The organism is Chitinophaga agri (genome assembly GCF_010093065.1).
Lineage (GTDB): Bacteria > Bacteroidota > Bacteroidia > Chitinophagales > Chitinophagaceae > Chitinophaga > Chitinophaga agri.
This window is the reverse complement of the sequence record NZ_CP048113.1, coordinates 120395-133011: the sequence shown is the minus strand read 5'-3', so window position 1 is coordinate 133011 and position 12617 is coordinate 120395. Positions and strand designations below refer to the sequence as shown.

General features: G+C 48.3%; 14 protein-coding genes. 10 read left to right on the top strand and 4 right to left on the bottom strand.

The window, feature by feature from the left end; genetic code table 11:
* Positions 1-44 precede the first annotated feature (44 nt).
* The 5 genes from GWR21_RS00545 to GWR21_RS00525 all read left to right on the top strand — a co-directional run bounded on the left by GWR21_RS00545 (position 45) and on the right by GWR21_RS00525 (position 3550).
* Positions 45-626 carry a TetR/AcrR family transcriptional regulator gene (locus GWR21_RS00545; RefSeq protein WP_162329839.1) on the top strand — a complete coding sequence of 194 codons (582 nt, stop codon included), beginning with the start codon at positions 45-47 and terminating at the stop codon, positions 624-626.
* Between the two features lie 260 nt (positions 627-886).
* A complete protein-coding gene (locus GWR21_RS00540) occupies positions 887-1441 on the top strand; it encodes a phage tail protein (protein WP_162329838.1) in 555 nt (184 codons plus the stop codon).
* 40 nt (positions 1442-1481) lie between these two features.
* On the top strand, positions 1482-2033 hold the full coding sequence (locus tag GWR21_RS00535; RefSeq protein ID WP_162329837.1) for a phage tail protein: 552 nt from the start codon (positions 1482-1484) through the stop codon (positions 2031-2033).
* A 24-nt stretch (positions 2034-2057) separates the two neighbouring features.
* Positions 2058-2636: a phage tail protein gene (locus GWR21_RS00530; protein WP_162329836.1), complete on the top strand. Its 579-nt coding sequence runs from the start codon at positions 2058-2060 to the stop codon at positions 2634-2636.
* A gap of 8 nt (positions 2637-2644) precedes the next feature.
* The gene (locus GWR21_RS00525; protein ID WP_162329835.1) at positions 2645-3550 is read left to right on the top strand and encodes a methionyl-tRNA formyltransferase; all 906 of its coding nucleotides are present in this window, start codon (positions 2645-2647) and stop codon (positions 3548-3550) included.
* Between the two features lie 161 nt (positions 3551-3711).
* Here the strand turns inward: GWR21_RS00525 and GWR21_RS00520 are convergent, their stop codons facing one another.
* The 3 genes from GWR21_RS00520 to GWR21_RS00510 are packed head-to-tail and all read right to left on the bottom strand — an operon-like array spanning position 3712 to position 6861.
* On the bottom strand, positions 3712-5547 hold the full coding sequence (locus GWR21_RS00520) for an asparagine synthase-related protein (RefSeq protein ID WP_162329834.1): 1836 nt from the start codon (positions 5545-5547) through the stop codon (positions 3712-3714).
* Between the two features lie 3 nt (positions 5548-5550).
* Positions 5551-5961: a lasso peptide biosynthesis B2 protein gene (locus tag GWR21_RS00515; protein ID WP_162329833.1), complete on the bottom strand. Its 411-nt coding sequence runs from the start codon at positions 5959-5961 to the stop codon at positions 5551-5553.
* Entirely contained in the window at positions 5962-6861 is a 900-nt protein-coding gene (locus tag GWR21_RS00510; RefSeq protein WP_162329832.1) for a phosphoenolpyruvate carboxykinase (ATP), read from the bottom strand.
* A 75-nt stretch (positions 6862-6936) separates the two neighbouring features.
* Here GWR21_RS00510 and GWR21_RS00505 point away from each other — a divergent pair, with 75 nt between their 5' ends.
* From GWR21_RS00505 to GWR21_RS00490, 4 genes are all read left to right on the top strand, one after another.
* Complete coding sequence (locus tag GWR21_RS00505; RefSeq protein ID WP_162329831.1) at positions 6937-7236, top strand: PqqD family peptide modification chaperone; 300 nt, start codon at positions 6937-6939, stop codon at positions 7234-7236.
* A gap of 4 nt (positions 7237-7240) precedes the next feature.
* Positions 7241-8347 carry a nucleotidyltransferase family protein gene (locus GWR21_RS00500; RefSeq protein ID WP_162329830.1) on the top strand — a complete coding sequence of 369 codons (1107 nt, stop codon included), beginning with the start codon at positions 7241-7243 and terminating at the stop codon, positions 8345-8347.
* Positions 8348-8716: 369 nt separating this feature from the next.
* On the top strand, positions 8717-9175 hold the full coding sequence (locus GWR21_RS00495; RefSeq protein ID WP_162329829.1) for a dual specificity protein phosphatase family protein: 459 nt from the start codon (positions 8717-8719) through the stop codon (positions 9173-9175).
* 312 nt (positions 9176-9487) lie between these two features.
* Entirely contained in the window at positions 9488-11041 is a 1554-nt protein-coding gene (locus tag GWR21_RS00490; RefSeq protein ID WP_162329828.1) for a CotH kinase family protein, read from the top strand.
* 77 nt (positions 11042-11118) lie between these two features.
* Here GWR21_RS00490 and GWR21_RS00485 read toward each other — a convergent pair whose 3' ends face one another.
* Entirely contained in the window at positions 11119-11616 is a 498-nt protein-coding gene (locus tag GWR21_RS00485; RefSeq protein ID WP_162329827.1) for a GyrI-like domain-containing protein, read from the bottom strand.
* Positions 11617-12039: 423 nt separating this feature from the next.
* Between GWR21_RS00485 and GWR21_RS00480 the strand changes: the two genes are divergently transcribed.
* Positions 12040-12555 carry a DUF4402 domain-containing protein gene (locus GWR21_RS00480; RefSeq protein WP_162329826.1) on the top strand — a complete coding sequence of 172 codons (516 nt, stop codon included), beginning with the start codon at positions 12040-12042 and terminating at the stop codon, positions 12553-12555.
* Positions 12556-12617 lie beyond the last annotated feature (62 nt).

The following is a 12617-nucleotide window of genomic DNA, read 5'->3' as shown; positions in this document are numbered from 1 at the left end:
TTTGCTTACATTTGGAACGAATATTCCATTTAAAATGAACAGCAATGCCTAAAGAAGTATTATTCAATGAAGAGACAGTTTTACAAAGAGCGACGGCGTTATTCTGGCATAAAGGATATAACGGCACCTCAATGGATGATCTTACGAAGGCAACAGGTTTAAGTCGTTCCAGTTTGTACAATTCATTCGGAGATAAACATCGCCTGTTCATGCGCTGCCTGCATTATTACCTGTCCAGCCAGCAGCAGTCATTAATGCAGGCAGTTGCCGTAACCAGCTCTCCGCTCAAGAAAATAAAGATCGCTTTCAAATACATGGTGGAGGTGATACTGCGCGATGAAAAAAGGGATGGTTGTCTGATGGTGAACAGCACTGCAGAACTGTCCAATGTCGACGAGGAAGTGGGTGTACTGGCGTTGCAGAACATGGAGGGAATGGAGCACCTGTTCCAGCAATGGGTGAAAGAGGCGCAGCAACAGGGAGAGATGAGTAAGACCTTTACACCACAGGCGATAGCGAGACATCTTTTCAATACATATAGCGGTTTACGTATCAGCGGACAGGCCAAGCCTGATAAGAGATCGCTGGATGATATCGTGAAAGTGGCATTGTCTGTACTGGCATAATTACCGGCAATGCCTATTTAATATAATTACAGATTTTAAAGGGAAATAAAAAGTCTTTTATTTCCCTTTAAATTTTTATTTCCCGCTCAGGATTAGTAACTTACAATAGACTTAAAACAGAAAATATACCTGCTACAGAGTTAAGAATGTTTCCCTGAAGTATGACCAAGTTCCATGAAAAACAGTTTGTGCTGACTCCACACTTCTGACGTATTCACCCATTTTATAATCCTTATTATTCACCCAAAAAACACTTGTTTATGGCAGATGCATATGTAGGCGAAATAAGAGCCTTTGCATTCAATTTTGTCCCCTCGGGCTGGCTTCCCTGTAACGGAAGTACCTACCCCATTCAAAGTAATGCCCCCCTATTCGCGATCCTTGGTACCAGTTATGGCGGCAATGGTACGACTACCTTTGCAGTACCTGATCTGCGCGGTGTAGCCGCTCTGGGCATCAGTTTGCAGAATTCCTCGTTCAATGCACCTGGTATAAAGGGCGGCAGTGAAACTGTCACACTGACTACGGCAACCATACCTGCGCACAACCACATGATGCAGGCTGTTGTACGTACCAGTCAGGCACAGACCGCCGCAGCGATCTCCCAGCCTGGTACGAATGCCTATCTCACCAATGGTTTTAGTACCGGTGCAAACAGGGGGATAGTTGTGTATTCCAATAACCAGGGCGGTACGACGTTAAATCCGCAAAGCCTTAGTCCAACCGGCGGTACCACACCACATGCGAATATGGACCCCTATCTGGCAATGACTTACTGTATTTGCGCCAGTGGCGTTTTCCCTCAGCACCCCTGATCGCCCCTTCTTCATTTACTCACCTTATCTTATCAAAAACATGGAAAACTATCTCGGAGAGATCCGTCTGTTCCCTTATACGCAGATCCCCACAGGCTGGGTGTCCTGCAGCGGACAAACACTTCCTATCGCACAGAACCAGGCGTTGTTTGCCCTGCTGGGTATTTACTATGGTGGTAATGGCACCACCAATTTTATGCTGCCTAACCTGAACGGTCGCACTATCGTTGGTACTGGCAGCAGTACCTCCGGTACGAACTACAACATTGGTCAGGCAGCAGGTACAGAAACAGTGACACTGACGGTCAGCACACTGCCCGCACATTCGCACCCTGTAAATGCCAATAACTCGTACGATCAGGGTAGTCCGAACACCAACTACTTTGGTAATCCGAATACACCCAGCTCTCCCACGCAACCGGGACAGAATACAGGTACCGTCAACCTCTTCGCGCCTGCAGGCGGTGCTACGGTCAGCATGGCCCCTTGTGTTACTGCTACGGGAGGCAACCTTCCACATGAGAACAGGATGCCCTACCTGACACTGATATACTGTATCGCCACACAGGGCATATTCCCCTCACGTAACTAAATGTTAAACCTCTAAAAAGATTTTATGGATAATTATCTGGGAGAGATCAGACTATTTGGTGGCAACTTTGCTCCTGTCGGCTGGTCAGTTTGCAATGGCGCATTACTGTCTATCGCTGAATATGAGGCGCTGTTTACACTGATCGGCACACAATATGGCGGAGACGGCATCACGACGTTCGCGCTACCTGATATGCGGGTAAGGATCGCCGTCAGTATGGGACAAATCAGTCCGTCAGGCGGCTCCGGCAGCTATATGCTGGGGCAAGCGGCAGGCACACAGAATGTCACACTGCTGACCACCAACATCCCTAACCATACACATGGACTGGTAGCGGTGAATACTGCTGCGACAACCGGCTCTCCTTCCAACAATATGCTCGCTGTCACTAACGGCAATAATAACACAGGTCCAACGGCTTACCCGGATGTTAACCTGTATACGACACTGCCCTTACCCGGAGGCGGCACCACTGTGCCCAATGCACTGATGGACCCCATGTCTATCGGTCCTGCAGGTGGCACACAGGCGCATAACAACATGATGCCATACGTCACTGTCAACTACATCATTGCCCTCTTTGGCATATATCCGAGTCACTAAAAATCAGTATGAAAATAGGTATCATTTCCGGCGGGGATCATTTCATCCCGCTCGCCTACACACTTGCAAGCCAGGGCTTGCAGGTGTGTATTTTCTTTTCTCCCACGGAGGATCTTGCTGCACAGCAGAAAGTACAGGCATTTATACAGGCAGCGCGGCTACCCATGCAGATGGAAAAAAACGTCACCACGGATGTATATGAATGGCTGGATGCTGTTCGTCCGGAGACTGTATTCGTATATGGCTACCGTTATCTGCTGGATATAAAACGTTTTGCAGGTATTCCTGCATTTAACATTCATCCGGGGCCGTTACCTTGCTTCCGGGGGCCATCGCCGGTGTTCTGGCAACTGAAAACAGGGCAGCCCACACTTGGGTTTACCATACATGTATTGTCAGAAAAGTTTGATGCGGGCCAGGTCGTATGGACAAAGACAATACCTGATCAGCCACACTACACGTATGCGGCAGTTAACCAGTTATGCAGCCAGTACTGCATAGAAGGCGTCATGGGCATAATAGCGATGCTTAGGCAACGTATGCCGTTACCTGCGATCAGTGCCGGTAACAAACAGGCCGGCTATCATAAACGGCCACAGCTGCACGATATACTGATCAACTGGGAGCAGATGACTGCCACAGAAATATGTAACCTGATACGGGCTTGCAATCCCTGGAATAAAGGGGCGATGACTATCTTCAACGGGCAGGAACTGAAGTTAATGGACGGCGCCCTCACAGCTACTCACACAAACACCCATCCAGGTACAGTTATTATACAGGATAAGGTTATGGAAATAGTCTGTGCAGGCGGCCGCACAATCAGAACAAACATGCTGTACGTCTACGAGGGCTATGTGCCTGCATACTATGCAGACCAGTTCGGAGTACGACATGGTGTAAAATTGGGATGACGATGATGTCAGGCGCTAATTTCGGACGCGAAGTCAAAGCCCGCTTCTCCATTGCCAAGCGTAACTTCGTTAATAGGCAGAACAATCATGTCAGGTGTTTCCCATACTGGGACTGGTCGTGTTGCTTCGTTTTTCATACTGTGATATTGGATTCATTGAAGTTAAGAAAAGTTATCATCAAATACATAGCCATTTTTTTGTAATGACGTGAGTACCATGCTACATATGATACCCTGTGTCATTCTGATCATAGACAGCTCATCCCCACCGGCTAAACGCCGGATAGCTTCTTTGCTCAGGTAACGGTCAAACACCATCGCATATTCCTGGTTGCGCATCACTTCGGCAGCCTTGGGCAGGCCGGCAGTGATACGCTGCGGGAAATCGGGCGAGTACCGGCCTTTATCCTTTCGCCATAATATATCTTCCGGCAGTACACCTTCCATGGTATGGCGCAGCAGACTACGCTTATGTCCATTGAAGATAAATGCCTCTTCCGGCATGTCCATCATCAGTTCGACGATATGGCGGTCCAGCAGTGGCACTGCTGACTCCATTCCATAAGCGTTGTTCCGGCCGTTCAGCATCCCCAGGAACTGCCCCGTACGGCCACTGATGATATTGTCGGTCATAAAGGCCGTGATATCCCTTACAGGTCTGAAGTCGAGTGCTGATCCGTATTTACGCAGAAAGGAAGGATGCAATGCAGTGTCCCGCATCTTCTTCTTTTGCGCACCGCGTAGTGTCTGGTATAATAGTGTGTGCGGCGCCAGTTCTCTTTTAGCTACCTGGAAGGGATGGATGTTTTCCGTTTCCGCAAACTCCATGATGAGGTCATAAGCGTCCATCCAATAGCCTTTACATAGCATATTATAAATGACAGGATTGCCCTGCCAGGATACCCAGTGATCGCCTCCGTAACCGGTGAACAATATACCTACGCCCTCTTCCCTGGCGGCACGCAGGATAGCATGATCCATATAGAAGAAGCTGTTTGGAATGGTTTCATCACAACTGAAGGCATCGAGTGTGCCTTCAAACGGACCCGCATCCGGGGCGTCTACATACGTCTGTATTATATTCGGATAGCGCCTGCCAATGATATCAATATAGGCACGCTCATCGTTTCCTGCAGCATTTTCAGACAAAACAGAAGAAAATGAATACAGCGGTTTGTTTTGCCGGAACAGTTCACGCGCCAGCAAACAGGCGATGGACGAGGAGTCCAGTCCGCCGCTGAGTGTAATTCCTATCGGGCGGTCAGGCATGATCCTGTTCCTGATGGCTGTGAGCAGCAGTTCTTTTAATGCTTCCGTACAATCATCCAGCGAGTCTAATTTATATCTTCCCGGAAGTGGGTTCCAGTATTTCGCCATGTGTATTTTCCGACCATGCAGGGTCAGGTAATTACCACCACAAAAAGCATAGACATCTTTCGTATATGTATCCGCGGCATCCCCCTGCCGGAAATGATAGTTGATGAGGCATTCCGCATTGAACACATGTGGTTTCGGCTTCACGGCGAGTACTGCTTTCAGACTTGAACTGAAAATAAATACGTCGTCGGAGTTATAATAATAAAGCGGCCGGAACCCCATATGGTCAGTCGCCAGGAAAAGGCGGCGCTGTTCAATATCCCATGCGCAGAATGCATATTCCCCTTCCAGGTGGTGGAGTGCCAGCATGCCCCATTTACGGTAGGCGGACAACAGCAGCTGCTGATCGGTGTAACTCCTGTCAGCCGGCAGATTATCCAGCATATACCCGCGGTTGTCTATCCGGACATCAGCAGCCACCAGCAGCTCGTCAGCTATAAGCAGATCAGCAGGTATGCTGGCTGCCGGTGCATGGGGACATTGTCCGATGAGCACATTATCATCTATCCAGGGCGTACACTTACCGACACCGGCGTGCTGCACCGCCTGGGTGATAGCAGCGGCTTCTTCCGGGGAAACAGGCCGACCGTTCTTATATATAATACCAAAAATGGAGCTCATGCATCAGCTTTTAAAACGGGCGATAACAGTATACTCATCTATGCCGGTGTGACCGGTGACAATGATGCCATTGCATTCCAGCCATGCATGTGCATTCATCTTATTCCCGTTCTTATTGACACCGAAAAAAACAACGCCAGGCAGTTTCCGGTAGCGCAGCATCAGTTTACCAGCCAACGCCTGTTCAAAACATTTCGTTCGCCAGGGGGCACAGGCAGCGGCCCTCCTGATAGCGGCCCGGATCCTTTGGGGGCGGATCGTCTTCGTCACTGGTGCGGTCGGGTCGGCCGGTATACTGTCTCCCAGCAGGGGTACAATTTTCCTGAATGGCATAAAAACCAGTAGCAGACGGGCAACGCCCAGCCAGCACCAGGCTTCTGTGAATAATAACGTGGCAGTAAAGACCTTTTTCATTTACAGCAGGGACTTTACAACGGTTAATAATTCAGCCGGATCACTCTGCAGTGGCCTTGTGACACAATGGGTGACTGCCTGTCGTGTCATCGCGCTGATCATATGAAAACAAACGGCCCGAACGGCTGGTTGCCTGAAAAGTACCGGTTTGTAAATATGCTGTATGACCTGTGTGAAGGCCATACTTCCATTCAGCTGCACATGTCTTATTTCATCAATATCTGCTGTAGCCAGGAGGATAATCCTCCGGATGGGATAATGCTGTGTATCGAAGTCCTGGTGAAAGAAAACGCCGTATTTCTCCATACCCGGCATTACCGGGAAAGAGCGGTCGTGCAGCTGGAGGGTCTGCATGGACTGCTCCCATAACTTCAGCATCGGATAAGCTGCAGTGCCCCTCACCCGGTCATCATCAGCACAGTGGTGCAGCACGGTAATATCATCTGTGAATATCGGGTATTTTTTTTCCTGCAATCCTGCCAGTGTCGTCGACTTGCCGGCTCCGGAGTGACCGGTGATAAGCGTAAGCCCACCATCTGTTACGATGCCGGCGGCATGTAATGGGATCTTTTTGCGCTGCTGAAGAATACCCGCCATGGCGCCAGCGAGTACAAACATCCTGAGCACCCTGGGTTCCACATCATCAGCCAGTGGCGAGATGATGATCCTGTTGCCGTCGGCAACATAATAGGTCGCTATACCGTCGACGGTGAACAGTAACGCTGCGTCATTGACAATATCGTAGGTGATACGTCCGGTACAAAAGGTAGCGGACGCGTGTATGACCGGCACCATACCGATGGCAATGGTCACGTCCGTGTGCGGGGACGTGGCGGGCATCAGCTCCGGAAATTCAACAGTGGATGAGATCAACAGGCCGAAGCCCCAATATTTATGCATGAACGATGAACTATTTCGGGTCACATTATGTTACAATTACTATATACACGCAACTTATCATTAATGTTTAAACATATGTCAGAAAGTGTACAATTGCCCCTTTGTAAAGAAACGGTCATACGACGGAATGAGCGTAATTTTCTTGTAAGCCGGGTAGGAGAAGAAGTCGTCCTGATGGACATCCACAATGGGGAATATATAGGTCTCAATGCTGTGGGCAGCGTTATCTGGGAAAAACTGGAACAGCCTGTAGCGGTCCATGATGTAGTACATGCTTTGATGCAGGAGTATGCGATCAGCATGCAGCTCTGCGAGCAGGAAACCCTTCTTTTTCTTCAAAAGATGATGCAGCACAGGATGCTGATCGTTGACTGATCATATGTTACACAACGAAGTCACTGTAGTATTCCTATGCTGCAGGGTATACCTGCAAACAAGCACCATTTCCGATCTTAAGACCTTCATACACGGGCATACGATCCGGTGGCAGGCGGTATATGAACTCTGTGCCCGGCATAGGGTCAGGCCCGTCGTATTCCATGTATTGAGTCGAATACCGGAAGCAGTACCCAAAGACACCTGGCAACAGTTTAAGCAATACTGCCGCAATCTGTTTGTGTTTGCTGCCGACCGGCAGATAGAAGCTGCCCGCATTATAGAGTTACTTCAGCAGCAGGGTATCAAAGCGCGTTTGTATAAAGGAACGGACTTCTCACTGCTGTTGTACAATGATATCAGTATGCGGGAGTTTACCGACATGGATATTATCATACCGGAGGATGCGCTGCTACGGGTGAAAGCGACCATGGAGGGAGAAGGGTACGAAATGGACCAGGCGGATTATTTCAGCCGGTATCCGGCACATTTCAGCAAGCATCTGAAAGATCTTTCCTTCGGGAAACGTTGTTCGCGGGGAAAGCGGTTCAGCTTTGAATTTCATTACCGGCCGACCCGTGCTTTAACAGGCTTTCCATATAGCTTTACGGAACTGCTGGGAGAGGATTACCTGTCGCGGAGCTATACCAGCCAGGACTACTATTCCCTCATGCTGCTGAACAACGGGGCCAGCGATTTCTATCCGCATCTGCGGTCACTGCTGGACATGGTTTTGTTATACCGGAAAGGACCCGCAACCGTTCCCGGGGCATTGCAGCCATTTGACATCCTCTGGAAACAGCTGGCAGCTACATCACTGGGCATTGATACAGGGGGGCAGGCCGCTATGACCACTCGCGCCGGTAAACTGCTACTCAAACGTTTACAGCATCCTGCCATGCAGGGGAAATACACGTTCCTGGAACAGGCGTATCTCCATCTTATTTCAGCGCGGCCCTTATCGGGTAAGGTGCATATTGTAAGACAGCACCTGGCGCACCTGGTCCGTCCGAATGGGAACGACGTAAAAGGGCTTAAACTGCCCTATTTCCTGTATTATTTCACTAAACCGGTGAGACTAGCGGCGAATATGCTGAAACGGCAGGAATAAGGCTAAAAACGGCCATTTCACCGCGCCCAGCCTCCCTCAGCTACACAACATACGATAAGTGGCAAGGTCGAAAGGCAGGCTACAACCAACACTAACATGGACTGCTTACCTGGAATTGTCCCATCCTTTTTATTTATAATGCATACAGCAACAGAAATATTTATATCCAGGTATTCGGTACGAGGCGTCTATAATGCTGCGCGAGACATCCTATTTGTGCAATACATGCAGCATCCAAATGCGATCCGTACATTGTTTTCCGCTAAATATCCAGCGGAAAATGTACAATTGTATGTACAGTTTCTGTATTTTTAGGCCGCAATAAGCGAAGATAAATTACACATGATAGAGGTATATAATAAGCTATACGTGGGAACGAATAGAGACTGCCAACAGGAATCCGCCGGCTTTGCCATCATTCATGCGTGTAAGGAACCCTGTCATCGTCAGGCGGTTGGATACAAAGGCAACCTGAAATCCAGTCACCCTTCCTACCTGATGCATCTGCATGGCGATCGTCATTTATACCTCAATATGGTGGACATGGACCAGGAGCTGATGCCGCAATATACCCACCCTATCATTGAAAGGTGCATGCTGTTCATGGACCGTCATCTAACGGACAAGAAGGTACTGGTACACTGTAACTGGGGTATCTCCCGCTCCCCTTCTATCGCCCTGTTATACATGGCACGCAAAAAAGCAATAAGCAGTGATACTTATGAGATAGCCAGACATCAGTTCAGTACTATTTATACTGCGTACAGCCCGGGCAAAGGCATCGAGGGCTATATGGAGAAATACTGGACGAACCTGCTGCAGATTTAATCGGCGTAGGTTATGAAAAAATAAGTACATTCGCTTCGCTTATAACCATTTAGGCCCCCATATTAACCAGCGTTATCATCTGAAATTTTGCCAAAATCATCGGCTAACTATTCCATGTCCATGATGACCGTCATGTGCTGCCAATAAAGGATGTCCATTATTGCCATCAGACAGAACCATAATTACGCAACAAGAGGAATCAGGACTGCCAGTCTGGGAGTAATACTGACACGAAGAAAGACACAAATAATAACCATCTTTTATCTGTACAATCCACTTTAACCCGGCGGCGCCGGATAACACCTCGTATTTATGACCAGGACCAACTACCTCCTACTGTTACTGCTATGCGTAGCTTTATACGCCTGTAAAAAAGAAGCATCGCCCCTGATAGACCAGCATATAGCTGATGTGATCCCTTCTGCTTCGAAAGAAATATTGTCATTTACATTTAAGGCGAGCAACAATGCTGAACAGTTGATAAAGGATGTGGAATGCCACGTCTATGATGATCACGTCACGGGTTGCATCCCCTATCTGAGTACCAATAAATCACTGATCGCCACTTTTAAGACCAGCGGCATCAGCGTGACCGTCGATGGCGTACCACAGGTCAGCGACACGACCATCAACGACTTCAGTAAACCCGTGACCTTCGTTGTGAAAGCTGCTGACAATACCACGAAAAGCTATACGGTACAGCTGCATACCTTCACAGGTCTGCCTATTTTTTATATTGAAACGGAAGCACCCGTTATATCAAAAGAGGACTACGTAAAAGGAAAGCTGACCATCGACGCTAATACACAATATCCGCAAACGGTGACTGATCTGGCCCTCGAAATGAGAGGCCGGGGCAGCAGCACCTGGATGATGCCTAAAAAACCTTACCGGATAAAGTTCAGCAACAAAACAGAGCTACTCGGCATGCCAGCTGCCAAAAAGTGGGTGCTCCTGGCCAACTTCGCCGATAAAACGCTGCTAAGAAATTATGTGGCACTGGAAATAGGCAAACGCTTTGAAGCGGCATTTACACCACGGGCACGGTTCGTCGAAGTCATTCTGAATGGTGAATATCTGGGCAACTACCTGCTAACTGATCAGGTAGAGATCGGTCCTACCCGTGTTAATATTCCGGAGTTAAAACCAACATCCCCTGCGAGTGACATCAGCGGAGGCTATTTGCTGGAAGTTGATGAACGGCTGGATGAGACAGTCTGGTTCAGGAGCCTGCTACAAGTGCCCTTCACAGTTAAATCACCTGAAAACATTACTGCCGCGCAACTGGCGTACATCAGTAACTATATGCAGCAGATAGAGAATGTATTATATAGCCCTTCGTTTAATGATCCTGTTGAGGGATATACTAAATATATCAATACAGCAACATTCATCAACTGGTTCCTGGTAAATGAACTGCTCAAGAACAATGATGCGATCTTTTTCAGTAGTGTATTTCTGTATAAGGACCGTAATGCGAAACTGTCTATGGGACCAATATGGGACTTTGACCTGGCGCTCGGGAATATCAGTTACAATGGGAATAACCTGCCGCAGGGATGGTGGGTGAAAAATGCGGTATGGATAAACAGGCTCTTTGATGATCCCGCTTTTGTGCAACAGGTGAAGGACAGATGGAATATGCTGAAATCGACACAGGTAAACACCTTATATACATTCATAAATGAAACCGCAGCGCAATTAAAATATTCGCAGCAGGAGAATTTTAATAAATGGGATGTATTGTATAATTATACCTGGCCATACGCAGTTCCAGCTGGTTCCTATGCGTCAGAGGTACAATATATGAAAGAGTGGTTATCCAAACGGGTGAAGTGGATGGACACCGCGATCAATGCGCTTTAAGCACCGGATGATCTATGCAGATAGCTGTTCGCAGGTGAAGGCGGTGCCTGCTGGCCCTATACTGGCGGAGCAATTTATCACTTCTCCGCTAGTAAGATCGTCACATCCGTCCGCCACTCCTGCGGATCTTTCACCTCGTCCGGATCTGTAATATAGAATTCTGTCCGCGCGGCGTACTCAGCACCTTCTACATGCTGAGTACCCTCCCGGAGTCCCTTCTCCTTCATCCAGGATTCCAGTCCCATGTGTACATCTTTCAGGTGACGGTAATCGCCCTTATAGGTCACTGTCACATAACTGGCTGCCGGAAACGAGCCGGCTACAACCCTGCCATGCACCTGTAGGGGTAGCTGCGTAGGCACCCCTACATCTACCAGGAGATGATCTTCATGATCAAATAAGAGATAGCGGAAAAACACAGGACCTGCCTGTACTACGTGATGCTGGTCAAGCCAGTGAATGATCTGTGGCACCAGTGGAGGTAGTACAGCCGGAATATCGGACATTTTTACTCTTGTCCGGATAGCTACGTAAGGTTGTTCATCCCGATGTTCAATGGTAGGCTCGTTGGTCATATCATACCAGTTTTACATGATAAAAAGCGGATTGATCCTGCTAAATTATTGATACGATCTCATGATCTGAAGGTGTAAACAGGACAACCTAGCGGGGCACTTCTGACAACCGGGGGGGATACCATTCCATCTAACAGGAACTGTAGCAGAATTGTTTACCAGACGGGACAGAACGTTATTAACGCTGCCCTTACCGCAGTCAAAAAAAGTCATGCATGAAAGAATTAATGACTGCCTTTTTTTCTATATTCGTTAAGATTTCAATTAATCCACCGCTATAACGGTAGACCTGTCAATCTAAATGCAATAAGTATCCTGTGCCGGGAAGCACAGGTCCATTTCCTTTAACCTCGTCTCACTCAATCGGCGTAATGACATATCATGCACTAACATATTTACTATTTATAATCTAAAAAAGTACAAATGAAAAGAACACGACTGCTTTTCGTTGCTTCGTTTGCATTAGCATGCGCAGCAACAACAACAGTGCGGGCACAGGAGACGGCATCGGCAACGGTGACGGCGACGATTGTCACGCCTATCAGTATCACGAAAGACGTTGATATGAACTTCGGCAATGTGGCCGTACAGTCTACAACGGCAGGTACAGTGGTACTGACCCCTGCCGGCACACGTACGCGTACAGGCGGCGTAACATTACCGACAACTGCAGGAACAGTAACGGCCGCTTCATTTACGGTAGCTGGTACAACCGGTTATACGTACACGATCACACTGCCTACTACTCCGCTGACGATCACCAGTGGTGCCAATACCATGACCGTTACTGCGTTTACCAGTGATCCTTCAGGTACTGGCACACTGACAGGTGGTTCTCAGGTATTGAATGTAGGAGCTACCCTTAATGTAAGTGCCGGCCAGCCTGCCGGTGTGTATGTTTCAGGTACGCCTTTCGACGTTACTGTGAACTACAACTAAGATCAGGCTGACTTCACCCAAAGGCCCTCCCGGTATGAGAACGGCCGGAAGGGCCTTATTGG

What these genes read in the sequence shown, in the direction of transcription:
- GWR21_RS00545 (WP_162329839.1), top strand. Translation starts at nt 45, where the DNA reads ATGCCTAAAGAAGTATTATTCAATGAAGAGACAGTTTTACAAAGAGCG.
- GWR21_RS00540 (WP_162329838.1), top strand. Translation starts at nt 887, where the DNA reads ATGGCAGATGCATATGTAGGCGAAATAAGAGCCTTTGCATTCAATTTT.
- GWR21_RS00535 (WP_162329837.1), top strand. Translation starts at nt 1,482, where the DNA reads ATGGAAAACTATCTCGGAGAGATCCGTCTGTTCCCTTATACGCAGATC.
- GWR21_RS00530 (WP_162329836.1), top strand. Translation starts at nt 2,058, where the DNA reads ATGGATAATTATCTGGGAGAGATCAGACTATTTGGTGGCAACTTTGCT.
- GWR21_RS00525 (WP_162329835.1), top strand. Translation starts at nt 2,645, where the DNA reads ATGAAAATAGGTATCATTTCCGGCGGGGATCATTTCATCCCGCTCGCC.
- GWR21_RS00520 (WP_162329834.1), bottom strand. Translation starts at nt 5,547, where the DNA reads ATGAGCTCCATTTTTGGTATTATATATAAGAACGGTCGGCCTGTTTCC.
- GWR21_RS00515 (WP_162329833.1), bottom strand. Translation starts at nt 5,961, where the DNA reads ATGAAAAAGGTCTTTACTGCCACGTTATTATTCACAGAAGCCTGGTGC.
- GWR21_RS00510 (WP_162329832.1), bottom strand. Translation starts at nt 6,861, where the DNA reads ATGCATAAATATTGGGGCTTCGGCCTGTTGATCTCATCCACTGTTGAA.
- GWR21_RS00505 (WP_162329831.1), top strand. Translation starts at nt 6,937, where the DNA reads ATGTCAGAAAGTGTACAATTGCCCCTTTGTAAAGAAACGGTCATACGA.
- GWR21_RS00500 (WP_162329830.1), top strand. Translation starts at nt 7,241, where the DNA reads ATGTTACACAACGAAGTCACTGTAGTATTCCTATGCTGCAGGGTATAC.
- GWR21_RS00490 (WP_162329828.1), top strand. Translation starts at nt 9,488, where the DNA reads ATGACCAGGACCAACTACCTCCTACTGTTACTGCTATGCGTAGCTTTA.
- GWR21_RS00485 (WP_162329827.1), bottom strand. Translation starts at nt 11,616, where the DNA reads ATGACCAACGAGCCTACCATTGAACATCGGGATGAACAACCTTACGTA.
- GWR21_RS00480 (WP_162329826.1), top strand. Translation starts at nt 12,040, where the DNA reads ATGAAAAGAACACGACTGCTTTTCGTTGCTTCGTTTGCATTAGCATGC.